Raw genomic sequence first — 24,578 nt, forward strand, 5'->3', positions numbered from 1 at the left:
CAAGTGAGTGACAAAATGGATAGAAAAATAACACCTAACAAAAAATTCCGACTTTGGTGGTTGGCTCTGCCTATGGTTGTAGTCGCATACTTTGCATTCGGTAGTGCTGCGACGAGTAGCGGAAATCGATTAAATGTTGATATCAATCGAATCAAAATAAGCACTGTCACAGAAGGGGAGTTTCATGATCTGATCCCTCTAAGAGGTAATATTACCCCAAGTAAGTCAGTGTACTTAGACGCCATAGAAGGAGGGCGAGTAGAGGCGCGCTTTGTAGAAGAGGGAGCCATGGTAAAAAAAGGCGACAAGCTACTTGCGCTAAGCAATACCAGCTTGCAGCTTGATGTTATTTCTCGCGAGGCGCAAATTTCAGAGCAGCTGAATAATTTGCACAATACACGCTTAGCAATAGATCAAAATCGCTTAAATTTAAAACGGGATCTATTGGAGTTGGACTTTCAAGTTAGTCAAAGTGAACGAAAGCTTGCTCAGTTTAAGCGCCTAGGTAATGGTAACTTGGTTTCAAAAGATGAACTGCAAGCCGCCGAAGACGAAACCGTGTATTTGAAAAATCGCCGCAAACTAATTATTGAGCAGCAACAACAAGATGAAAAGATCCGTACCGCACAAATTGCGCAGCTAGAAGACAGTGTTAAGCAATTAAATAAAAACTTAGCGTTTGCCCGTAAGAACTTAGAGAATTTGATAATCAAAGCGCCTATTGATGGACAGTTGACTGCACTCAGTGCAGAGTTGGGTGCATCTAAAGCAAGGGGAGCGCGGTTAGGTCAAGTTGATATCGTTTCTCAATATAAAGTGTCGGCACAAATCGATGAATTTTACCTTGGCCGTGTGTATGCAGGGCAAGCTGCAAGATTGTCTTTGCAAGGTCAACAATATGAGTTAACCCTAGCAAAAGTGTATGCCGAGGTGTCAAATGGGCGATTTGAGGTAGAGTTAACCTTTAATGATGCTTTACCGAGTGGGATCCGCAGAGGGCAAAGCTTACAGTTGGATTTATTACTGGCAGATGCTAAGTCAGCAACATTGTTGCCAAATGGCGGATTTTATCAAGATACCGGCGGTCAATGGGTGTTTGTGTTAGAGCAAGGCAGTCAAGTGGCGGTGAAAAAGCCGGTGACGTTTGGTCTGCGTAATAACAAATTTATTGAAGTACTAGATGGACTGGCAGTGGGTGACCGAGTGATCACCTCAAGTTACGGTAGCTTTAAGGATATGCAGTCAGTAAGCCTGACGCACTAAGTGTAAGCCAAACCCCAAGTTAACAAGATTTAGAAGGCACAAGAATATGATACAGCTAACAAAAATAAATAAAGTTTTTCGTACAGAATTGGTTGAAACTTACGCGCTAGAGGACGTCTCGCTGGTAATTGAGCGCGGTGAGTTTGTGGCCATTATGGGGCAATCAGGCTCAGGTAAATCTACCCTACTGAATATTATCGGCATGCTAGATCAGCTTGATGGTGGTGAGTATATTTTTGATGGTAGTGACATCAGCCACTCAACAGAGGGACAATTGGCGGATATTCGCAAAGACAATATTGGTTTTATTTTCCAAAGCTTTAACTTGATTGATGAACTAACAGTATACGAAAATGTTGAGCTACCTTTGGTATATCAGGGAGTTGCAAAAAAGGAGCGTCAGCAGCGTGTCACTGCGGTATTAGAGAAAGTGAATATTGCTCACCGTAAAGATCACTACCCACAACAGCTTTCCGGTGGTCAGCAGCAGCGAGTTGCAGTTGGACGAGCCATTGTCGCCAAGCCAAAAATGATTTTAGCGGATGAACCAACTGGTAACCTAGACTCCAAAAATGGTGAAGAGGTGATGGGGTTGCTGGCTCAACTCAATCAAGAAGGCGTGACAATTGTGATGGTAACGCACTCTGAGCACCATGCAAATTATGCACACAGAACGATTCACGTTTTGGATGGGCATATCGTTTCCAGCCAAATGCAGGAGGTACGTTATGCTTAAAAACTATCTCTTGATTGCGTATCGTAGCTTGCTACAACAAAAGCTTTATTCGGCTATTAATATTTTGGGTTTGGCGATTGGTCTTGCTATTTGTATTAGTATGGCAATTTTTGTTGAATCTGAGCTTGGCTACGACAAGTTTATCCAGAACCACGAGCAAGTGTATCGTTCGTCAGTAAAGTGGATGCCTCCCAGTGCGCCTGAAATTTATTATGCTCAGGGGCAAGTGTTTAATGCCCAAAACTACAAAACACATTTTGAAGAAGTCGTCGATGCCACTCGATTTAGACAGGTGACGGTAGCACTTGGTGAAGGTAGGGAGAGCTTTATTCATGAAGGTGTACTGCTTGCTGATGCGAACTTTATAGACTTTTTTTCTTTGCAAGTACTACATGGTAATGGCCAAACTGCGCTCAATAATCCTAATTCCATCGTGCTAACAGAAGCTGCCGCAGAGCTTTATTTTGGCCGCACCTCTGTTGTTGGCGAAGCGTTACTAGGTGATGGAAAGTTACCTCTGAAAGTCACTGCGGTTATCAAAGATTTACCACAGCGCACTCATTTGAATGTGTTTGCACTAATCAGTATGGAAACGGCAACAACTTATTATGGTGATACCAGTTGGCAGCGTGACCCAAGTTTTAACTATTTCACTTATGTTAGGCTTGCTGATGGCGTGTCGGGGCACGACGTAGAGGCAAAAATCCCAAGTTATTTAGAGAACCGCTACGGCCAGGGTGCAAGTGACACGTTAGACTTTACATTAATGCCTGTCAGCGATATTTATCTTCACTCTCAAATGTATGGCGAGATGAAAGAAAACGGTGACATTAATACGGTATATTCATTTAGTGTGATATCGGCACTTATTCTTTTTATTGCTTGTGTTAACTTTATGAATTTATCTACCGCGACTGCTACTAAGCGAGCAAAAGAAGTTGGGGTGCGTAAAACCTTGGGTGCGAAGCAGCAGCATTTGGTTGTACAGTTCATCGTTGAAGCGATGATGTTAAGTTATATTGCCTTGATCATAGCCGTGGCACTGGTTGAGGCTTGTTTACCTATGTTCGCAAGCTTTATTGGTAAACCACTTAGTTTTGATTTTTATTCACAGCCCGTTATTTTAGCTATTCTATTGCTACTAGGCTTTGTCGTTGGGATCATTTCAGGTTCGTATCCTGCTTTTTATCTGAGCGGCTTTAAACCCGCCAAGGTACTCAAAGGAGAAATCACACAAGGTAGGTCAGGGGCACTGTTACGCAAAGGGCTAGTGGTGTTCCAATTCAGTGTTGCCATCGTGCTTATTATTGCCACTGTAGTGTCAAACCAACAATTAAAATACGCCCGAGCGATAGAGTTGGGCTATGACAAAGACAACACTTTTGTACTGAATCGTCTCTATACCGATATTGCAAGCCAGCAACGCAGTGCACTGAAGACAGAACTGCTCTCACATCCAAATATTAACAGTGTAACGGCAAGCTCTGCTGTACCAACACAAAGCATAGTTGATGCCTTTGGAATGGTTAACCCTAAGACTCAATTATCGCAAACCATGCCTACTTTAGCAGTCGATGAAGATTACTTTAGCAGCTACAACATCAAACTACTAACTGGCCGTGGGTTTAGCCGTGATTTTCCTGCGGATATATTTACTCTGCCTAGTGAGACCAATCCACACCCTCACTTTTCTGTTGTGATAAATGAAAAAGCAGCACAGAGTCTTGGGTTCAGCTCTGATGAGGCTATCGGTAAAACGTTTGAAGTGAGATTAACTCGACACTCAAGCGCAACAGCGACCATCATTGGCGTCACACAGAACTATTACTTCTCGTCGCTCAGAACAGAAATAAGTCCAACCTATCACTTGTTGAGGGAAGGAGAGGGGAATGCTATGGCAATTAAATTCCAAGGAGATGCGTCGCTTATTCGCGATTTTATAGAGGCGACTTGGCGTAAGCTGATACCCGAGCAACAGATGGAGTTGACATATCTTCAAACTGAGTTTGAACAGATGTATCAACAAGAGGATAAAGAAATCACTGTGTTTAACTTGTTTTCTCTCCTTGCCATTTTCATTGCGTGCCTTGGACTTTTTGGCCTTGCTTCTTTTACAACGAAACGTCGGACAAAAGAGATTGGCGTGCGTAAAGTGTTGGGTGCCTCGGTGATGGACATTGTCTTATTGATCAACAAAGAGTTTTCAAAACAAGTCTTGATTGCAAACCTGATTGCTTGGCCGTTGGCATACATTGTGATGAGAGAGTGGTTGAATAATTTTGTTTATCGCATTGAGCTATCTTTTGTCCCATTTTTGGCCGCTGCCGTGATAGCCTTTGTAATAGCTTGGGTGACAGTAGGTTCTTTAACTATGGTAGCTGCGCAGGCAAGGCCTATCAATTCATTGCGATATGAATAAAAACGTTAAGGCCTCACATTAAATGAGGCCTTTTATCTGTTTGCGCCGCAGACTTTGTTTTTTCCGCCATATTTTGCTTCATACAGTGCATCATCAGCTTGTTGTACCAGCGAGGCAGCTGACTCGTGATGGCTTTGTGCATTGTAAGTTGCCACTCCAGCGCTGATGGACGCATAGTTAAAAGGGGAATGCTTGTGCTCGATTTTGGCATCGAAAAAATGCTTGATAATACGCTCGGTGATCTTAATTGCCGAGTCGTACGGGGTGCTTGGGAGTAAGATCACAAACTCTTCGCCACCGTAGCGGTACACGGCATCCATTGGGCGACGGATATGGCTTTTGACAGACTTAACCACATGCTTTAATACGTCATCTCCCATAAGATGTCCATATTCGTCGTTGTACAGTTTGAAGTAGTCAACATCAAGCATAATAACACTCAAAGCATGCTCGGCTCGCTTTGCACCGCGATAATGTTTTTCAAGATCTGACTCAAAAAGCCGACGGTTAAATGCTTTTGTTAACCCATCAACATAAGAATATTCTCTTAGCTGATCAGCCTGTTTTTTGTACTTTAAATGGGTTTTTACGCGGTTTACCAGTGTTCGAGCAACAATAGGTTTACTGATAAAATCGACCGCCCCCGCGTCCCAGCACATTTCTTGCTGATTTTCTTTTATATTTGAAGTAACAAATACAACCGGAATTTGCGCTGTGATCGGATCCTTTTGCAATTCTTTGCAGGCGTCAATGCCAGTGAGCCCATCGAGCATCCAATCCATAAGGATTAAGTCCGGCAGAGCGAGTTTAATATAGTCAATGGCTTTTTCAGCGCCTTCAAATGCAACCACTGTGCACATATCATCAAGGCAAGCTGTTAATACTTTTTGTGTCAGCGGGGAGTCTTCAATAATGACCACGGTGCAATCATTAAGCTCAGTCACTTCTTCAAACATTGTGTTGCTCTACTCCTACGCGAGGCTGCCAATCATGATGGCTCAAGGTTTAATATAGCGTTAAACCTGCTTTGCTGCGATGTCAACGTCATACCAAGGTTGTACCAAGGTTGTACCTTAATGGAAGTATACGCTTTATTCATGAATTAAAACACTTTTATAACAAAAGAGCGGTTTTTGCTTGAATAAACGGCGATTTTTACTATACAAAAGTATACGTGATTTAAAGGAATAACGATGACAAATTCAGTCCCCCTCGCCAAAGCAGAGCGGTTTGTTGGTGATGACTCGCTCTCTGATCTAATCTTCGACAATATTCCTGACTATGCCTTCATTAAAGATGACAAGTTCAGGATTGTGAAAGCAAATGACGCTTTTCGTTCAATGTACCCAGAGTCTGCCCGTGAGAAAATTATCGGCTACACCACTTTAGAGTCGTATCACCCTGAGGAGGTGGAAGCGTTTATCAAAGACGACAAGCTTGCATTTGCTAGCGGATATGCCGAATGCTATGAGACGGTAACCTTTCCAGATGGCGGCGTACGTACACTCTTCACTCGCAAGAAGCGATTTTATGATGCCAATGGTGCCGCGTTTATATTGGGGCTCTCGAGTGACGTTACCGAGCGAGAGCATTTGGTTGTGCAGCTCAGACGCTCAAATGACGCATTAGATGAATTTGCATATATAGCTTCACATGACTTAAAAGCACCACTCAATGCGATTTCAAAACTAGTAACTTGGATTGATGAAGATGAATTACCTGAAGGGGCAAAAGAAAACTTTGCGTTGATCCAGCAGCGCGTCTCTAGAATGAATAAGCTGTTGCATGACTTGTTGATATATTCACGGGTTAATCGCAAGCATAGTGAATGCGAAACTTTTGAATTTAGTGAGTTTTCACAAGAAATTTATGACTCAATTGATATCGAATCAACGCTAACACTGCAATGTGTGTCACTAATGGTCACTTTACCAAAAACAGCCCTTGAGGTTGTCACGCGAAACCTGATCAGTAACGCACTGAAACATCACCATTGTGAGAGTGGTAATTTGATCATAGACATCAAAGAGACGCCAGAATTATACCAGTTGCATTTTACTGATGATGGCCCCGGGATCCCCAAAGAGTATCGAGAAAAAGTATTCGAAATGTTTCAAACACTCAAACCCCGAGACCAACAAGAAGGCAGTGGTATGGGGCTCGCGATTATTAAAAAAGTACTAGATTATTATGGTGGTAGCATTGAGATATTGGATACAGGTGTAGGCGCCGAATTTGTAATTAAGTGGCCAAAAGTAGACACCAGAGTGAATCCTATTTAGGCGAATAAGAGATGCAAAATAACGATATTACAGTGTTAGTTGTTGAAGATGACGACGTTGATTATATGACAGTAAAAAGAAGCTTCGCAAAGCGCAAAATCATGAATCCTATGGTTAGAGCAATTGACGGCGTTGAAGCACTCGAATTACTGCGAGGTGGCCAAGTTGATTACCGTTTATTATTCTTCTTGATTTAAAGATGCCACGGATGGGCGGGCTTGAATTTTTAGAGAAGTTAAGAGCAGATAGTCAGTTACAAGAAACGGTGGTATTTGTGCTTACTACGTCAAAAGACGAGGATGATATTCACCACAGCTATGCAAATAATGTTGCCGGTTATTTTTTAAAAGAGCAGGCTAGTGACTCGATGTCGAGTTTAGTGGGTATGTTGGATGGGTATTGGCGGATTGTGCAGTTTCCGGCGAAGTAAATGGTGCATATATGAATATATTGCTGGTCGATGACGATATTGTTGATAGGAAAATGATCCGCCGCTCTTTAATAAAGGGAGGTATCGAGCATCAACTTACCGAAGTGGAGAGTGTTGAAGAGGGGATAATTGCTCTTGAGCAGCTTTCGTTTGATTTGTTGCTTCTTGATTACAATATGCCAGCAAAGAATGGCTTAGACCTATTGATAGAGCTGAAACGGATTAACCATATTCGAGATCTAACTATCGTTATGATCAGTAATGCGCAATCTGATGAGCTGGTATTAAAGTGCCTTGATTTAGGGGTTCAGGATTTTTTATTAAAAGAAGAAGTCACAGCCTCAATATTGAGTCGCTCAATTATTCAAGCGAGAAAGCGCTTTGAACTTGAAAGCCAGCTCCACGATAGTTACTTACAAGTAAAAGAAATGGCTGAGCTGGATGCGCTCACCGGCTTGTATAATCGTTATTACTTTGAAGAAACTTGTCAACGGCTGATGCAAGCAGGCAAAAGTCGATATAGCTGTGCTGGGGTTTTGATTGTAGATATTGTTGATTTTAAAAAAATCAATGACCGGTTTGGTCATGAGGCAGCCGATCAATTGCTGGTTGAGCTTGGTGCAAGCTTTAACCGGCATACCAAACCCGAAGATATAGTAAGCCGTTTTGGGGGGGATGAGTTTGCTTGTTTGCTGGTATCTTGCGACAACCCATTACAAATAAAAATTGAGGCAGAAAAGTTAATAAAGCTATTAAGTCGTACCTATTCTATTATGTCTAAGGATATTCGCTGCCAAGTACGAATGGGGCTAGCGCTTTATCCTCTAAACGGTAAGCGAGCAGATGACCTTATCCGCTTCGCTGATATTGCACTTTTTAGATCGAAATCAGCTAAGAGCAGTGCGGCATGTATATTTGAAGATAACATGCAGACTGAATTTCAAATGAAATATAACGTTGAGCAAGACCTAAGAGGAGCAATCGACAAACAAGAGCTCGAGCTTGCATTTCAACCTATCGTAGATATTCGCCAAGGGAAGGTAGTATCACTTGAGGCGCTGATCAGGTGGCCTACTGCTAAATTCACTAGCAGTCCGCAGGAATTTATTTTGGTAGCGGAAGAGTCACGGTTAATAGAGCCTTTAGGAAAATGGATTATTGAGCATGCGATCTACACATTAAAACAAATTAACTCGAAATTCGGCTATCCGATCCGTTTAGCCATTAACCTTTCACCGTTGCAGCTGGTGGATATGTCCTTACCTGCTTTTATCAATGACTGTCTTGAGCGTGCAAACATGGAAGGGGGATTATTCACATTCGAGCTGACCGAAACCGCGCTGCTTAATGATAGTGAGCGAGTAATGACTAGCTTAAATCGCATTAAGGATATTGGTTGTAAACTTGCTTTAGACGATTTTGGTACCGGTTATTCGTCTATCTCTCACCTGCTAAATTATCCAATTGATATTGTAAAGGTAGACAAATCCCTTACCGATAGAATAGAAGCAGATGAAATGGGGGAAAGAGTTTTCTTTGGCTTAATAAATATGTTGAAAAGCTTGCAGTTAAGTATTGTGGTGGAAGGTGTTGAAAGATATCAGCAGTATTATGCTTGTAAAGAGGCTAATGTTGATAAAGTTCAAGGCTATTATTTCTCAAGTCCTGTGTCTGAGTCCTCAGTTATCAATACTATAAGAGCAATAAACAAAGATCTCGCCAGAGAAGTAGATGCAAGACGTTAACGGGTAAACCAGTGAAGTAGTGGTTTACCCGCCGATCAGCTATTAAATCAAGAAATGCTTAGGCACCTGGTCCGCACTCTAAACAATGAGCGATAATGTCGGGTCCAAACTTTAGATTGGCATTGAGATTACGAAGCGCAGTTCTTAAGCCTTCTTCTATCACTGGATGATAAAACGGCATCTCAAGCATTTGCGGTATTGTCATCTTATTTTGCAGCGCCCAAGCCAGTAAATGAGCGATATGCTCAGCCGCAGGGCCAACAAATTCCGCACCTAAGAATAGCCCAGTCCCCTGCTCAGCATAAACGCGCATATGTCCTTTATTTTTTAGCATGACTCGACTGCGGCCTTGATTTTCAAAGCTCACCTCGCCGATGGCGAAACAGCCACAATCACCGTATTGTTTTTCTAGATCCTTGTAACTTGCCCCTACCATCGCTATTTGCGGATCGCTAAAGACTGCTGCAAGTTTGGCTCGGCGTAGTCCGACTCTAACATCCGGAAAGCGACCGGCATTTTCACCTGCAATGGTGCCCTGATCCGCAGCTTCATGTAACAATGGGATTTGATCACTGGCATCGCCAGCAATGAAAATGTGCGCGTTACCTGAGCCATCAAGGCATTGCATAGTGTGTGGATCAGCTATAGGAACGCCTCTACTATCAAGTTCAAGGCTTGTATTTTCTAGCCCCAAATTATCAACATTAGGAATTCTCCCCGTGGCAGCTAGCACATAATCAAACTGCTCTGTTTGTGGGTAACCCTGCTTATCTATATAGGTGAGTTCGGCTTTATCGCCCACTTGCTTCATCTGTGAGACGTTGGCATCGGTATCGAGATAAAATTCGTTGCTAAATACAGTAGTAGCATAATCTTTCACAATGGGATCCGTCAAAGGGCCAAGGCCTTTGCCAACGCCAAATACTTTGACTTTCACACCTAGGCGGTGCAGCGCTTGGCCAAGCTCTAAGCCAATTACTCCAGGTCCAAATACAGCGACAGAGTGCGGCAGGTCGTCCCAGTCAAATACGTTGTCATTAATGACTAAGCGTGTTCCAAAGTTATTAAACGCCTCAGGGTAACTTGGTCTAGAGCCTGTGGCGATGACGAAACGTTTGGCTGTGATCTGCGTATGCTCATCTAATTGTACCGTGTGATTGTCTATGAATTTGGCTTTACCTTGGAGTTTATCGTGCTCAGGTAATTCATCAACGGCATCCACAACAAAGCCTACAAAGCGGTCACGCTCGCTTTTTACTCTTGCCATTACTGCTTTGCCATCAATTGTGGCTGGTGGTACTTTTACACCGAACTTTGGCGCAGTTTCAATTTGATGTGCAGCTTCTGCCGCTGCGATTAGTAGCTTACTGGGCATACACCCAACGCGAGCACAAGTAGTTCCATATACACCTGATTCGATCATTAATACTTCTGATGTATATTTCTTAGCATTTCTATAGGCGCTAAGACCAGCAGTTCCCGCACCAATCACGACTACGTCAGTGTTTATCTTTTTCATTTGTTGATCCCAAAATTTGAAAGTGTAAACCCCCTTGACAATATATGATTCACTGTCTTATTTGCTCGTGTTGGGGGGCGCAGTATGACTTGATATCTGTATATACCAAGTCACTGTGTAATAAGGTTATTGAAGTTATTTACGCAAAATATTCGGCTAAGTCGTCTGAGCCACCAATATGCTTACCGCCAATAAATACCTGTGGTACAGTTTCACGTCCAGACAGCGCTTTAAGGCTGGTTAGTGATGCTTGTTGACCTAGTACTAACTCTTCGTATGCTAGCCCTTTTTCCGTTAGTAATGCCTTGGCTTTTTCACAGAACGGACAGCCAATTTTGCTGATAATAGTCACGGGTTCAGGCTTTATTTGACTTGGGTTAATATACTCTAACATGGTGTCTGCGTCTGACACTTCAAATGGGTCTCCCGGCTTTTCTGGCTCAATAAACATTTTGTCAATCACACCATCTTTAACTAGCATTGAATAGCGCCAGCTTCGTTTACCAAAGCCTAAATCATTTTTATCGACTAACATCCCCATGCCGTCAGTGAATTCGCCATTACCATCAGGGAGTAGCGTTATATTTTGCGCTTCTTGATACTGGGCCCACGCATTCATTACAAAGGTATCATTCACAGATAAACATACAATTTCGTCAACGCCGTTTTGCTTAAATACACTCGCAAGTTCGTTATAGCGAGGCAGATGAGTCGATGAACATGTTGGTGTAAATGCACCTGGTAATGAAAACACAACGACGGTTTTACCTTTAAAGATTTCATCGCTGGTGATGTGCTTCCACTGATCATTTTCTCTGATTGGAAATGTAACCTGTGGTACGTGTTGACCTTCAATATTCTTTAACATTTTGCTTTCCTTCTTAAGTTGATGTGGCTAGTATGCCGAGAGTTTATCTATTTGTATAATTGATTGTTTTGATTGAATCGTACAGTAAAATAGATTGGTTGGGACTTTGAACACCGTTAACTTTGATCTACTTCATGAACATTGTTAATCTGAATTTTGGATAGTTGATGCCCGCCTTGTTGCAAGTGTAGGCGCTATTTTAGTGAGAGCAAGCCTCCTTTTCATACCTTGGTAAGAGAAGTTGTTTGCTTCTTGTCCAAAAACTCAAGTTAGGCTTTTTTAGGGAATTAGAATAGTAGATGAAATCACATTTTGAATTAATGGCAGATTACAATCGCTGGATGAATGAAAGGATGTTTGAGGCAATTGCAGAATTAAGCGACATTGAATTACACCAATCTCGGGGGGCTTTTTTTAGTTCTATCATAGGGTCGTTAAATCACATTCTTGTTGCAGATGTTATTTGGCTCAAACGATTTTCTACAAGTAGCCATCAATTCAAAACATTGCATCCATTACTAGATATGACAATACCATCAAAATTAGACGACCTACTATATGATGAGTTTGCGACCTTGAGGGCTGCGAGGGTAGCAATGGATGAAATCATTATAAATTTTGTTGAAGAGGTAACAGATGAAGTCCTAGCAACAGAGCTTCACTATCAGAACACAAAAGGTAAGACTTTTGCTCGCAAATTAAGCTTGTTACTACTCCATTTATTTAATCATCAGACACACCATAGAGGACAGGTAACAACATTGCTTAATCAAATCGACATCGATATGGGAGAAACTGATTTATTGGCACGGATCCCCCAGTGAATTAGGCTCATCTTCAATCGCTAGTGGTGTCACTAGTAACTTTTATAAGTCTCAAACCATCATAAAATGTCCGCACAGCAACAGTGTGGCTGATGGTAATAAAGTAGGACTCGTAATATTGCAGCTCGAGGCTGAGCAGGTTATACAATGTGCCTTAATTAAGAGATCTATTCTGAGGCGAGAAAATCTTGTCGATAACATCGTTTCTGCGTCTTGCTAGTGCCAAGATACCTAAGTATATGTAGGTAGGCAAAAATTTTGCTATTTAGTATTTTTAAATAAGAAGCTTTTAACGTAGTTAGCGCCAGGTTTACTCCTTAGCGCTAACTGCGTTGAATTCACTTCCAATAGCCAGCTATTGGTGCATAAATTCGCCTTGCCTACAGGATGTGGGTACCTTAGCGAGAGCAGGATGCGGGAGCGGTGTTTTCCCTAAAACTCTCTGGCTAGACAGGGGAAAAACTAAGTTGTGCTTTAGCAACAATGAGTTGGAACATTCTTTACCCAAACCTCAGGTTACCTAGTAGGTATTAACTATGGGGGTGAGAGGAGAGGTATGCCTTTAATTCCCTTACAAATTCGCTGCCAATTTCATGGTGGATAGCTTTTATCTTTTCGGCGCATAGGCTGCTGTTGCCGTCCATTGCAGCATATTCTAGCTCCTGTAAATAGTCTGCTAATAACTCAGCACCGACTGCTTTTGCTGAGGTTTTAAGATAGTGCGCTTCATCTTTCAAGCGCTTTAAATCGTTATCTTGATACGTTGCCCTCATTTTTGCAAAGCTCGATTTTGATTGAATTAAAAAGTCAGTATAAAACTTTTTAGCCGTAATAAAGTCATCGCCGATTAGTTCGATCAGCACATTAGGGTTGAGGGTTTTACTCATAACTTTAATTCCATCTTTAGCCATTTGCCCAATGTACTTTGAAGCTCTGTTAACCTGACAGGTTTGCTGACATAGTCATTCATACCACTATCAAGGCACAACTTTTTATCACCCTTCATTGCAGCACCAGTTACAGCAATGATGGGAGTTGGGTTGAGCGTGTTGGCAGACTCAAATGCACGTATCAACTTAGCAAGCTCGTAACCATCAAGTTCAGGCATGTGACAATCAGTAAGCAATAACTGATATCTTTGTTTTTTAAACATAGCTAGCGCTTCGCTGCCGTTGTTGGCAATATCGCACGATAATCCGAGCTTAGTTAACTGCTTGACTAGGAGCTTTTGGTTAAATGGATTATCTTCAGCAAGTAAAATATGAACGGCTGTCTTATTGTCGACAGCTGCGCAGCCGCTTTGAACAGCAGCATCTTGATGCAATAAAAACTCATCAATGGCGCTGAAATCGCTCAAATTTTCTAGCTTTGTTACTTCACATTGCTTTGTCTTTTCAGCGAGCTTTTCTAACAATTGCCTTATTGAATAACATGTTTGAGGCGATACGGGTTTGGACGGTTGAGACAAAGGTGGGCAATTAGCAGCAGACCGCATTGACCGCTCATCAACAAACAGTAATGTCGGCACTTGATAACAATCTATATTACTGCCGGTATTGTTTCTACCAACGATAACGTGAACTAATGCGCAATTGTTTGTCTCTTCCATTTGCTCTATTGCATCAATAACGACTAGCTTATGGCAGCAATGTAAACATGCCTGATAAAGTTGTTTAAGCGTTACTTGGCTTTGCCACGAAATATCACAAAACCAATATAACGTTTCGAAAATCTTATTTTTTGGTTGCTCAGGGCTTGCTTGCCAAACGGGAATACTAATAGTAAACGTAGAGCCACTACCTAATTGACTTTCCAATGCCACTTTGCCACCCATTAAATCGATTAGTTTGCCACAAATTGCAAGTCCTAACCCTGTTCCGCCATATTTCCTTGTGGTGGAGCGTTCTGCTTGTGTAAAGGGGGTAAACAGTTTTTTTTGTACTTCAGCTGCGATGCCTATACCGTTGTCTTCTACCTCAAAAATAAGGTGAGACAACGCGACGCCTTCAGACTCCCAATGAACCGATATTTTGACAAAAGCCCCCTCGTCACGCTCGGGCATGCTAAATTTGATGGCATTACTAAGAATGTTAAAAATAATTTGCCGAGTACGGTTTTCATCACCTACTACCTCTAGTGGAAGGCTCTGATCTTCAAGTACAAGGAGCTGTACGCGATGCTCTTTGGCATGAGCCTCGAATGTCTTAAGAATATTGTGAATCATTTTCGAAGGTGAAAATGGGTAGCTTTCGAGCTCCATTTTTCCTTGTTCCACTTTGGCGAGATCTAAAATGTCATTTAAAATGGCAACTAAGTTATTAGCAGAGATCTGTGCTGTTTCTAACAGCTCTTTGTTATCTTCATCAAGCTCTGACAATCCGATTAAGTCTAGCGAGCTGATAATGCCATTCATAGGCGTTCTTAGCTCGTGGCTCATCATTGATAAAAAGTCGGATTTGGTGCTGTTTGCTTGCTCAGCCTTGCTGATTGCCGCTTGCAAGTCTGCGGTACGTTCAGCGACGCGTTGTTCCAATTCTTGATTAATGTGCTGTAATTTTTTTTGCGCGATATAAACATCAGTTTGATCGATAACCACACCGTCGATACGAGCAGGCTCTCCAGCTTCATTTTTCCCTACTACACCTTTAGCATAGGCGACGATAATATCTCCATCATTGAGCAAACCGCGATAACGTTGTTCAAACACTTCACCAGTTAATAGCGAGTGTTCAAGTGCTTTGATAACACGAGGCTTATCTTCAGGGTGTAAGCTTTGCTCCCACTGACTTAATTGACCTATAGCATCTTCTGGAAGTTTGAAGATTTTATTCGCTTGATGATCCCAGCTCCAAAGCCACTGCTTTGAAACTCTAGTCGCTCGCCATGTGCCTATTTTTCCTGCTTGCATTGCCAGGGCTTTACTTTCTTCTGCATCATGCAAAGCACTTAACATGTCTTTTTCGTGTGTACAATCAGCCAAAATACCATATATGCTATGGGTACGAACGCAGTACTTTACTTGCTCGCCTTTTAACTCAAACCACCTCAGTTTTCCTTTAACTTCAATCCTAAATTCAAAGTGTAACATCAAGCCGAGTTCTATATGGTGTGATAAAAATTCAGTAAACAGTGGCCGGTCTTCATCATAGATCATGTTTTGTAGTGATCCCCAATCCAAAGCTGCTGATACAGGTAAGCCAATTAGGGATTTAAATTTTGGTGAAAAATAGGCACTTTTATTGACTAAGTCGTAACACCAAGCACCAAGGTTGGCGCTATTTACAGCGTGCCTTAAAATTCGAGTTTGCTCATCTTCCAATGGGTTCTGGCAGTAATACGTTGATAATTCTGCAATATGCACAAATATTTCATTGCTTTTTACATCATAAAAAGACAATAAAAATTGTACTGTTGGGGATCCGCGAAGTGATACCTGTATGAGTGCACCTTCCGACAGTGAACGATGCTCGGTGGTACAAGAAGGAAATATGAATAGGTCTTCTAGGTGTTGGTTGATAAGTGTATCTGGAGAGTGAAGTAGCTGCTGAGCTACAGTGGTTGAGTGGCTCACCTTCCAGTCAGCTGTCACGATCAGCACAGGCATGCTATTTTTCAATGCTGTTAACATCTTATCCTCCTGAGTTCCCCTCAATAATATAGCAGCTTATTAGTGTGTTGCTTATGTTACGATAGTGTTGAGAGGGGAAATAGGTGGTTTTCATATCTCCTGAATTTATTGCATATATAGGAATGAGATTTTAGTTGGATTTATTAATTTTGAAATGTATTATAATAAATTAAAAACTTTATATAGGATATTTATGCTTTTAACTGGTTATTTCCCAAGGCTTCTTATTATTTTTATATCTTTTTTCTCGTTCTTTTCTTACGCATTAGATAAAAACCCAGATGGACTTGTAAGTTTGTGGAAGCTAGACAATGCTCAGGCTGTTATCGACTCTGTTGGTGAAAATCACGGTACATTTTACAATGGCCCTGTAACTACGCAGGGGAAAAATAATCTTGGAATAAAATTTGATGGTGTAAATGATACCGCTATTATACCTGATAGTGAAAGTTTAAACTTTGGCAATGGTGATTTTACCGTCGCGTTTTGGGTTAAAAAGCTCCAACCTACAACGAGTAATTGGAACCGATGTGCCGCAGTTAATAAGTGGCACAGCGGAGATAAGCCGGGAACAAATGAGTGGCATTTATCTATCTGTAGCGGTAGAAGCTCCAAAGGACTTACATTTGGAGTTGAAGTAGACAAGCAGTCCGTCAGCGTGAGAGATTATGAAGCGCTTACACTCAATGAGTGGTACTTTATTACAGGTGTGCGTGAAGGTGAATATATAAAATTATATAGAAACGGTGAGTTAAGAGGTACTGAATATGTGGGGAATGGCTCAATAGCAGATACTAGCAGAAGGTTACGGTTTGCAACGTGGGAAAAGTCGACTCTATATAGTCACAGCGCATCAGTGTTGGATGATGTTCAAATATATAGTAGGGCACTCAGTGAAACTGAAATTGCTCGACTTAGTCAAGGTGGTCTTTTTGCTAAAAGCACTTTGCAACTATGCAAGAGCCAACTAGACTCAGCGGAATTGAGTATCAGTAGTCTTAGTACTCAGATTGTTAATTTAAGAAACTTATCTAACATTTTAGAAAATAAAGTGGCGTCATTAGTCAATGAAAATGACAGCCTAAATAAAACAATTTCGGAATTGACTCATACTACTCAAAATCAGCAGCAAGAAATTACAGAGCTAGAAAATAGTAATATGTTACTGTTAGAGGAGAGTGCTCAAAAAGATGTTCATATATCTACACTTAATCAAGAAATATTGAATCTAAAAGCGGAGCTCGCGGCGTTAAAAGGCGAGTAATCGGAAGCTGATGAAATAAAATAGCCGAAGATTTGTAAAAAAATGAGTTAATATCTAATTTTAGTTGCACAAACGGTGCTCATCTCATAAAAAATAAATCTGCGTGATTTAACGGGATAACCAGAAATAAGTATTTTTGGTTATCCTATTACCTACACTACTTCTACATCTAGTCTTTCTGCGAGTAATTGACGCTCATTGTTGAGGCCTCGATAATCTCTTAGTCCAGCGATTAATGCTCTTAGTAATATTGTATCTGGGTTGTTATTTTGTAATTGGTTCTCTAACAGTGTGAGGGTATGTTCAACTATTTTTCGCTTTGGTTCGGATAGCTTCAGCTTTTGCGCTTTATTTTTGAGCTGAGAAAATGCTTGCTGAACTTGTTGTTGTTGTAGCTGCTGCTTTTTCGCTTCAATTTCTTTGAGTGAAGGGAGATCTCTTTCGGTCAATACGGGCGGTAGACCCTGCTTTGGTAGCTGTGTACAGATTGAGTCTAAGCAAGATACAACCCAATTGACCAGCTTTTCAGTGTCAAAGTCAATTCCCTCGACAACCGAAAGGGAAAGGTAATTAGCGATTATTCCGTCTAACGTCATCGCCAAGTCGGTTTCCCAGCGTTGAATTTGGTCACCATACTTCTCCCTCAAAAACCCTACTTGTAAGGTCAACCAAGTCAAGCGGAATTCTTGGTAAAACATGAGTAGGCTGTGGTTCAAACTTAGAGACTCCTCTTGTAATAACAGGTTAAACATCGCCTGATATTGCTGTAAATCTTCATGTTGAAAGCGAATTTGTTGCCGCAGCTTTTCGTCGGGGGTGAGTGTGGCGTTTTTCAAAACCGTGGTTATTTTTTCCAGTAAGTTGTTGGTTTGACTTTGAAATACAGCTAATAGTAGATCTTCTTTTGACCTGAAATGCAAATAAATAGCCCCTTTTGAGATCCCTACGGAGTCGGCGATAGTTTGCATACTAAACGCACAGTCTCCTTCAGAAACCAACAGTGCTTCTGCACACTCCAAAATTAGTTTTCGCTTATCAGACATCATGCCTCCTGTAATCGTAAATAGTATACAGTCAAATTAAAAATGACCAATAGGTCATTTTTAATTTGACTGAGATTGAAATTTGGTCAATTATGTTGCTATGAAATCAACAGGAATATATAAATATGAATAGTACAGCATCATTAATTCGATTAGTGCGTCGCACAAGGCCTAGTGGGCTGTTGTTGTCGACACTTTTTGTAGTGACCTTGATGTCTAGTCTTTTAGGATTATTAGTCCCGCTACAAACTAAAGCGCTACTAGATAAGCTGAGTGAGGCAGGGGCGTTTACCAATGAACAAGCGCTAGTTTTGCTCTCGGTACTAATAGGCTCTGCGATATTAGCTGGGGTAATGACTTATATTATGGGGAAGATAGGTAATGAGCAAAAACGCAAGTTGCGTGCAGATTTATTTAACCACATTATAGCTTTACCGATGTCATTCTTTGATAACACTCGGGCTGGAGAGCCTGCAAACCGTATCGTGAAAGATACAGAAATTATTGAAAATCTGGTGAGTGAGCAATCAGTTTCATTTCTTTCTGGTGTGGTGTCATTACTGGGGTCTTTTATTATTCTATGGTTTCTAGATTGGCAAATGACGATGGTAATGCTCGGGGCTGTTATGGTGAGCTTTATGCTGATTTTACCTTTTTCAATGAGGCTCACCATGCTTTCAAAGCACCTACAAGATACGGAAGCATCTTTGTTAGGGCGACTAACAGAGCTGTTTTCTAATATTCGACTACTCAGAACACAATGTGCTCAAGAATTTGAAATTAATCACAATAATAGCCAGTTAAATGGGCTTTATCATACCGCAATGAAAGAACATTTCTTACTTGCTACGATTGGTTCATTAGTCAATTTGGTTATTATGGGGTCTATTGTTTTGGTACTAGGGTTTGGTGCTTCACGCGTTGCAAGTGGAGCGATGACACTTGGTGCTTTTGTCGCTTTTATCATGTTTTTATTAAATATAGTCTTACCTATGGGTCAGCTAAGTATGGTAGTCGCTGCATTCAATAAAGCAAAAGGCGCTGCTATTCGGATCAATGAGATATTGACTACTCCTTTACAAATAGAAGAGGGGGTGAAATTAAGTTTGACCAATGAGTCAATCATTGTCAGAGAGTTATCATTTGGTTACCGTGATGACAAAATGATATTTGATACATTGAATTGTAGGTTCATGGCTGGAAAAACGACAGCCATTGTTGGAGCATCTGGCGCAGGTAAGTCTACTTTGTTCGCATTGCTACAGGGCTTTTATCAGGCTAAAAGTGGATGTATCGAAGTCGCAGGTTCAAATTTGAATGAGATAGACAAAGAGAGTCTTAGATCACAAGTTGGGTATGTGGCACAAGACAGCCCACTATTGTGTGCGACAATATACGAGAACTTGGTTTATGGTGCAAAGCAACAACCAGATCCGGAGCGACTGAGGCAGGCTATTATTGATGCCGATCTCAAGCATTTTATCGATACCCTGCCAGTTGGGCTAGATACTCAAGTTGGTGAACGCGGCGTCACTCTATCAGGAGGGCAAAGGCAGCGTATTGCGTTAGCGCGAGCATTATTGAAGGAGCCAGCTGTACTTTTATTAGATGAAGCAACAGCTAATCTTGATGCGCATACGGAAGCTGCTATTCAACTTGCATTACACAAAGCGCAAGCCGGCCGAACTACGATTATTGCTGCGCACCGCTTAAGTACGGTTGTAGATGCTGACAATATCTTGGTAATCCAAAATGGAAAAGTTGAATCACAAGGTAAGCATGATGAATTGATGCAAAGCAGTGAGTTTTACAGCCAACTGATAAGTAAGCAGTTCGGATTAAAAACAAACAGGGACATCACTGTAGCTTGCTCTTAAGCTGTGTACCTGTTTGTAATTAAACTGCGAATACACATCTGCCCCCTTACTATAACAAAGCCTTCGCGTTTGTTTTTGAGGGGGCATCACTCTACTTTAATATTTGGTAATTATTTTGTATTAATTTTTATTTTAGTGTTGGTTCTTTTTGGTGGTTTGTAATACAGTTAACGTGATAAACAACCTCTGCCTTAGATTAAAGTTGCTGTAGTAGGTACGGTATATTTTAACTTGAATATTTTTATGAGTTAAACAAGTTCATATTTTTCGGCTGGTTGTAAAGGGAGGAATCACCAGGAGGGTAAGTTATTTAATTGATACGTATAGGTTTGCTTATGTCTCGTAAAACTTTACACCCCAATTCACGTACATCATTACCTCTTGTGCTGCTCATGACCGTGTTGTTGTTAGTGTTTACGTTTTTGCATTTTCCTTAATGAGTAGAAGCTACCTGAAATGCCGCGTAGAGTGCACCTCCAATCGCTTTTCATCTCGATATAACTCGAGCTTTTTCAAATGTCGACGCCATAGTGAAATTAGCACATCGTTTCGGTGCCTCTATTAAACTTATACAGTTAGATACAGAACCAAACTGGAGTAAACTTGGGCGGAATACGTAGTTTACGATTCAAACCTTTGCTCCAATAAATCAACAAAACAACCTCAGCTGAGCTTGTTCCACACTTTGTAACAGTTTTTATATCGTCAAATTTAATATTTAAAACAAATGCTTATGGTTCTTTGTTAGTCGGGTAACGTAATTCAATTGTTTGGTGGTGTAATTCTGGCCGCGATAATTTGCTTATTGCTCTCAACTCGGTATAGTTTAACGCTGGCCAAATAAAGTAAACCTGAGCTTGGGTAGTAAACGTATTTTTAACACCAAACCGCCATGACAAACTGGTTGTATTGGTAGCAAACGGTGACGACTTAGTTATGCTGTCAGACTACTTGCTCAATTTGAGGGAGTAAAATTGGGGCTTACTATGTGAAAAGCTTTTTGTTTGGGACCACTAAATAGCAACTTTTACCCGAGCTTGAATGGGCATAAGTACGTTGGCGAAAGCAGCAGTGGTTTGATGTGATCAATATGCTTGCTTTACCTCAAAATAGTTTATTTAAGTAAATTGGTATAAAACGCATTTTAGTGGACGAAAGTGCTGTTTAAAGTGAGCTTTAAAAACAACGTTTTTATTACCTCTTTACCTTAATCTCAGGTTAGGAAAATATCGTCCATATTATATGGACATCATAAAATAGGCCTTAGTTTTCAGAGGCAGGTATGCAATTAATTCAGCTAAAATCAGATGATCCACAAGTAATGTCGGTGTTTTCTGAAATAGATAAGCTTATGAATAGCTTATATCCAATCGCAAGTGCACAATCTTTATCGGTGGAAGAGATCAATCAACCTAATGTCTACGCTGTAGGTTTACAAAATGATGACGGTATAGTTGCTTGTGGAGCTATCGTTAAGCAGTTTGATAAAACGCTTTATGGCGAGATTAAACGGCTGTACGTAAAGCCGAGCTATAGGGGGAAGGGGCTATCCAAACGGATTATGCAGATTTTACTTCATTACGCTGGTGAAGCGCAAATTCCACTTATTCGCTTAGAAACAGGTTCAAAGCAAACAAGTGCTATCAACTTGTATGAAACTTTAGGTTTTGAGCGTTGTGAACGTTTTGGTATGTATCGCGACAACCCACTTAGTGTGTTTATGTCGCTATCCCTAAATACTGGCAACTAAATGGTAGGAAAGTGGTTAACGTAACCGCTATTACGTTAACCATGTTGTCAATGCTACTTAAACTAAAGCTCCGTATTTGGCGTGGTTTTTATGGCTTTGATTTTTGCATGAAGATAGTGACTTCAGCCATGACAATCCCAAACTTTTCGATATAAGAGCGATTAATGAGTGTTGATTGGTCGAATGACCACATCCAATCATCAAATTTAACCTCATAGCTCGTGTCTCCAACAGGGAGATCCATTCTGTATTGCCAATTCATGGCGTTGCCAAATGTACCACCGGTTGCTTTATCAAGAATATCACCAGCAACGCCGGAATATTGATTATCAGCTTCTTTACTAATGGTCCAAACTCTTGTTTTTACACCGTCCCCGAGTAGGTACTCAAAATATTCGTCGAGTACGAGCTGGCCGCTGTTATTGATTGAGCCTTTGATATCTACGGTGAACTGTTGTACTAAATTTCCATCTCTGTCTTGAACTATGCCCCAGGCCTTTACATCTCCTAAAAAGAAGTCATAAGGGTCAAATTTTGGCGTCAGTGAGGTGTATTTAGCCCCCTCAATTCCTGTACTACATGCGGTTAAAAACAATATTATCAGTGAACTAAAAATTAAACGCATAACTATCTCCTTAGGCCTAACAGCTCGTTGCGCATTTGCGGCTCTGTGGTTTTTTCACCGAGCCAGATATTAAAAAACCAGGTGGTAAAAGCTGGATCTTTGACTTCGCCTATCAATTCGTTGTTGTGATAGAACAGAGTATGGTCTTGTGCTGTTTTAATTCCAAGAAGCACCGTTTCATCTTTCACATCAGGGAATATATTGTTCATTATTGTGAGCCACTGATCACCGAGCTCAGCATCATTAAAGCCTTGTTTTTGCATTTCTTCGAGAGAACGTTTGGCAATGTCTTCACCATTTAATGAGCGAAGGTACTGCAACTTGAGCGCGAATGGTTGGGTGGCAGAAAAGTTACCTTGGGTAGCAAAAAGACTCGCGTCATACACATCCCAAAAAAGATATGTCATGCGACTAGTTTGACCAACTTGTTTTGGGTTTTCGATAAAGTTTGCTATTACATTTTCACTGGCAGTGGCTAACTTGCTAAGTAGCAGCAACAAAGTAAAAAGGATCGTCCTTCGCATTGATTTTCTCCAATTTCAACAATGCTAACCTTTACGTATGAAAGTGCTGCTTTGTTCACTTTGGTTGGTTGCTTGTCTCATTGTTATCTTTTCATATTATTTGTTAAGCTGGGTGAAACCTGATTATTGGAGTAACAATGAACATCTCTATTCGCCCTGCCAAAATCACAGATGCAGAAACCATCTTACACTTTATCAATGAGCTGGCTGCGTATGAAAAAGAGCCTGATGCTGTATTGAATACCGTAGCTGAAATTGAAGATAAGCTATTTGGCGCAGATGCCAGAGCACACAGTGTGATCTGCGAGTCAGAAGGGGTCGCTATCGGCTTTGCTGTTTACTTTTTTAATTACTCTACATGGCTCGGTAAACACGGCTTATATCTCGAAGATTTGTATGTCTCTCAAGATAAACGTGGCAGTGGGGCAGGTAAAGGGATCATGAAGTATTTAGCACAGTTAGCGTTAGAGAAAGGGTGCGGTCGTTTTGAATGGGTAGTACTTGATTGGAATAAGCCGTCAATAGACTTTTATGAGAGTATCGGTGCTAAAGCCCAGAGTGAATGGATTATTTATCGTTTATCAGGACAGGCGTTGCTCGATTTTGCAAAAGACGAATAGTCTGGGTGCTGGACAAGTTGTGCTCTCTTTCACGGGCATCTTATATTATACCAATTTGACTTAATACCTGCTCAATTTGAAGTTATAAATATTACGTTAACCGCGTTAAGGGTTTCTTATTTAGAACAACTAAATAGCAAAATTTTTGCCTTGCCTACAGGACGTAGGTGCCTCGGCGTGAGCAGGACGCGGAAGCGGTGTTATCGACAAGATTTTCTCGCCTCAAAATAGACCACTTAATTAAGATAATTGGTATTAAGTAACCTGAGCTGCGGATAATTAAATGCCTTTCTAGCAGTCAGTGCCTGCTGATACATTGGCCTGAGAGGACGTGGTATTTCCCCTAAAACTCTCTGGCTAGACAAGGAGAAGAATGAAGATGTGCTGCAGAAGCAATAAGCTAAAACATTCCTCATCCAGTCTTAGGTTAAATAAAATACAATGAGTGTTCTGATATTTTTTACGGATCACCAGACCAACTTAGAGACTCTCAGTTAGGTGAAGCCGTTAATGTTTATGCCGTGTCTCAGTGTTTATCGACATGGCCTAAGTCACGTGAAGGGTCTAACAAATCACGAACCTTTCGTTTTAGTATTTTGGCTTCAGGAAAACCACCATCAGCTTTACGGCACCAAATTAATGTATTGTCGTAATAGATTTCAAATACGCCTTTACTCGCAGGAACCAAGGCAACTTGCTGAAGGTCGTCAGAAAAAGTTGATAGCAGCTCTTGGGCTAGCCATGTTGCTCTGAGCATCCATTGACAGAGCACGCAGTAGTGAATAGTGATAGTGGGTTTATTCATAGTTGACTTTACTTCTGATTGTTTGTGTATGTGCCTGTGCTGGGAGTTGCATTGAGGCTGGCTTGGGTAAGTTTACCAGACTCCCTGTTGAGCGTCATAAACAATACTAGGATGAACGTGAGGTAAAGTGAGCAGTAACATAATTTTTATCAATATAGATTGACTAGCAGCTTAATCACACCTTGAGTTATGTAACACATTAAATTGCAGGAAAGTAAAAAGTATGAGATGAAAATAATAATGTCGAGAAAAAAACGGGGGGACTCCCCCCGCAATTATCCAGGGAGACCTCAATGTTAAGGTCAAACTATAAGTTACGGAAAATTTACATGTTAACAACCCATTTGTGTTGAGCT

21 protein-coding genes are annotated in these 24,578 nt (G+C 41.1%); 12 read left to right on the forward strand and 9 right to left on the reverse strand.

The features are described 5' to 3' along the window. Positions 1–15: 15 nt before the first annotated feature. From HUZ36_RS09130 to HUZ36_RS09140, 3 genes are read left to right on the forward strand one after another with little or no spacing between them, the layout of a single operon-like run. A complete protein-coding gene (locus HUZ36_RS09130) occupies positions 16–1,263 on the forward strand; it encodes an efflux RND transporter periplasmic adaptor subunit (RefSeq protein ID WP_176032652.1) in 1,248 nt (415 codons plus the stop codon). A 46-nt stretch (positions 1,264–1,309) separates the two neighbouring features. Beyond that, entirely contained in the window at positions 1,310–1,999 is a 690-nt protein-coding gene (locus HUZ36_RS09135) for an ABC transporter ATP-binding protein (protein WP_147390666.1), read from the forward strand. Beyond that, entirely contained in the window at positions 1,992–4,418 is a 2,427-nt protein-coding gene (locus tag HUZ36_RS09140) for an ABC transporter permease (protein WP_176032653.1), read from the forward strand. Before HUZ36_RS09135 ends, HUZ36_RS09140 begins: the two co-directional genes overlap by 8 nt. A 32-nt stretch (positions 4,419–4,450) precedes the next feature. On the opposite strand, the gene HUZ36_RS09145 is transcribed toward HUZ36_RS09140, so the two are convergent. Beyond that, the gene (locus tag HUZ36_RS09145; protein ID WP_176032654.1) at positions 4,451–5,374 is read right to left on the reverse strand and encodes a GGDEF domain-containing response regulator; all 924 of its coding nucleotides are present in this window, start codon (positions 5,372–5,374) and stop codon (positions 4,451–4,453) included. A 237-nt stretch (positions 5,375–5,611) separates the two neighbouring features. Here HUZ36_RS09145 and HUZ36_RS09150 point away from each other — a divergent pair, with 237 nt between their 5' ends. The 4 genes from HUZ36_RS09150 to HUZ36_RS09160 are packed head-to-tail and all read left to right on the forward strand — an operon-like array spanning position 5,612 to position 8,875. After that, entirely contained in the window at positions 5,612–6,700 is a 1,089-nt protein-coding gene (locus HUZ36_RS09150; RefSeq protein WP_176032655.1) for a PAS domain-containing sensor histidine kinase, read from the forward strand. Positions 6,701–6,711: 11 nt separating this feature from the next. Beyond that, positions 6,712–6,897, forward strand: coding sequence for a hypothetical protein (locus HUZ36_RS21950; protein WP_318671595.1), 186 nt, complete (start codon positions 6,712–6,714; stop codon positions 6,895–6,897). Positions 6,898–6,908: 11 nt separating this feature from the next. After that, complete coding sequence (locus HUZ36_RS21955; protein WP_318671596.1) at positions 6,909–7,130, forward strand: hypothetical protein; 222 nt, start codon at positions 6,909–6,911, stop codon at positions 7,128–7,130. An 11-nt stretch (positions 7,131–7,141) separates the two neighbouring features. Further along, positions 7,142–8,875, forward strand: coding sequence for an EAL domain-containing response regulator (locus HUZ36_RS09160; RefSeq protein WP_176032656.1), 1,734 nt, complete (start codon positions 7,142–7,144; stop codon positions 8,873–8,875). A 58-nt stretch (positions 8,876–8,933) separates the two neighbouring features. Here the strand turns inward: HUZ36_RS09160 and HUZ36_RS09165 are convergent, their stop codons facing one another. Both HUZ36_RS09165 and HUZ36_RS09170 read right to left on the reverse strand, forming a co-directional pair. After that, positions 8,934–10,394, reverse strand: a complete 1,461-nt coding sequence (locus HUZ36_RS09165; RefSeq protein WP_176032657.1) for a dihydrolipoyl dehydrogenase — start codon at positions 10,392–10,394, stop codon at positions 8,934–8,936. Between the two features lie 139 nt (positions 10,395–10,533). Next, positions 10,534–11,262, reverse strand: a complete 729-nt coding sequence (locus tag HUZ36_RS09170) for a glutathione peroxidase (protein ID WP_125252539.1) — start codon at positions 11,260–11,262, stop codon at positions 10,534–10,536. A 299-nt stretch (positions 11,263–11,561) separates the two neighbouring features. Between HUZ36_RS09170 and HUZ36_RS09175 the strand changes: the two genes are divergently transcribed. Then, positions 11,562–12,086, forward strand: coding sequence for a DinB family protein (locus HUZ36_RS09175; RefSeq protein ID WP_176032658.1), 525 nt, complete (start codon positions 11,562–11,564; stop codon positions 12,084–12,086). A gap of 530 nt (positions 12,087–12,616) precedes the next feature. Here the strand turns inward: HUZ36_RS09175 and HUZ36_RS09180 are convergent. Together HUZ36_RS09180 and HUZ36_RS09185 are read right to left on the reverse strand one after the other, a co-directional pair. Next, positions 12,617–12,973 (reverse strand): Hpt domain-containing protein, encoded by a 357-nt coding sequence (locus tag HUZ36_RS09180; protein WP_125252541.1) that lies wholly within the window; start codon positions 12,971–12,973, stop codon positions 12,617–12,619. Next, positions 12,970–15,714: an ATP-binding protein gene (locus HUZ36_RS09185; protein ID WP_176032659.1), complete on the reverse strand. Its 2,745-nt coding sequence runs from the start codon at positions 15,712–15,714 to the stop codon at positions 12,970–12,972. The genes HUZ36_RS09180 and HUZ36_RS09185 overlap by 4 nt, the downstream gene beginning before the upstream one ends. Positions 15,715–15,907: 193 nt before the next feature. Between HUZ36_RS09185 and HUZ36_RS09190 the strand changes: the two genes are divergently transcribed. Beyond that, complete coding sequence (locus HUZ36_RS09190; RefSeq protein ID WP_176032660.1) at positions 15,908–16,978, forward strand: LamG domain-containing protein; 1,071 nt, start codon at positions 15,908–15,910, stop codon at positions 16,976–16,978. Between the two features lie 152 nt (positions 16,979–17,130). Here the strand turns inward: HUZ36_RS09190 and HUZ36_RS09195 are convergent, their stop codons facing one another. After that, positions 17,131–18,021 (reverse strand): TetR/AcrR family transcriptional regulator, encoded by an 891-nt coding sequence (locus HUZ36_RS09195; protein ID WP_176032661.1) that lies wholly within the window; start codon positions 18,019–18,021, stop codon positions 17,131–17,133. Between the two features lie 125 nt (positions 18,022–18,146). Here HUZ36_RS09195 and HUZ36_RS09200 point away from each other — a divergent pair, with 125 nt between their 5' ends. Further along, positions 18,147–19,898: an ABC transporter ATP-binding protein gene (locus HUZ36_RS09200; RefSeq protein WP_176032662.1), complete on the forward strand. Its 1,752-nt coding sequence runs from the start codon at positions 18,147–18,149 to the stop codon at positions 19,896–19,898. A 1,282-nt stretch (positions 19,899–21,180) separates the two neighbouring features. Further along, positions 21,181–21,648, forward strand: a complete 468-nt coding sequence (locus tag HUZ36_RS09205) for a GNAT family N-acetyltransferase (protein WP_125252546.1) — start codon at positions 21,181–21,183, stop codon at positions 21,646–21,648. Positions 21,649–21,736: 88 nt separating this feature from the next. Here HUZ36_RS09205 and HUZ36_RS09210 read toward each other — a convergent pair whose 3' ends face one another. Beyond that, positions 21,737–22,273, reverse strand: coding sequence for a DUF3833 domain-containing protein (locus HUZ36_RS09210; protein ID WP_147391280.1), 537 nt, complete (start codon positions 22,271–22,273; stop codon positions 21,737–21,739). 2 nt (positions 22,274–22,275) lie between these two features. After that, on the reverse strand, positions 22,276–22,797 hold the full coding sequence (locus HUZ36_RS09215) for a chalcone isomerase family protein (RefSeq protein WP_176032663.1): 522 nt from the start codon (positions 22,795–22,797) through the stop codon (positions 22,276–22,278). Between the two features lie 137 nt (positions 22,798–22,934). Here HUZ36_RS09215 and HUZ36_RS09220 point away from each other — a divergent pair, with 137 nt between their 5' ends. Beyond that, positions 22,935–23,417, forward strand: coding sequence for a GNAT family N-acetyltransferase (locus HUZ36_RS09220; protein ID WP_176032664.1), 483 nt, complete (start codon positions 22,935–22,937; stop codon positions 23,415–23,417). A gap of 526 nt (positions 23,418–23,943) precedes the next feature. Here HUZ36_RS09220 and HUZ36_RS09225 read toward each other — a convergent pair. Next, positions 23,944–24,222 carry a SelT/SelW/SelH family protein gene (locus HUZ36_RS09225; RefSeq protein ID WP_125252550.1) on the reverse strand — a complete coding sequence of 93 codons (279 nt, stop codon included), beginning with the start codon at positions 24,220–24,222 and terminating at the stop codon, positions 23,944–23,946. Positions 24,223–24,578 lie beyond the last annotated feature (356 nt).

The organism is Pseudoalteromonas sp. McH1-7 (assembly GCF_013366255.1).
GTDB lineage: Bacteria > Pseudomonadota > Gammaproteobacteria > Enterobacterales > Alteromonadaceae > Pseudoalteromonas > Pseudoalteromonas peptidolytica.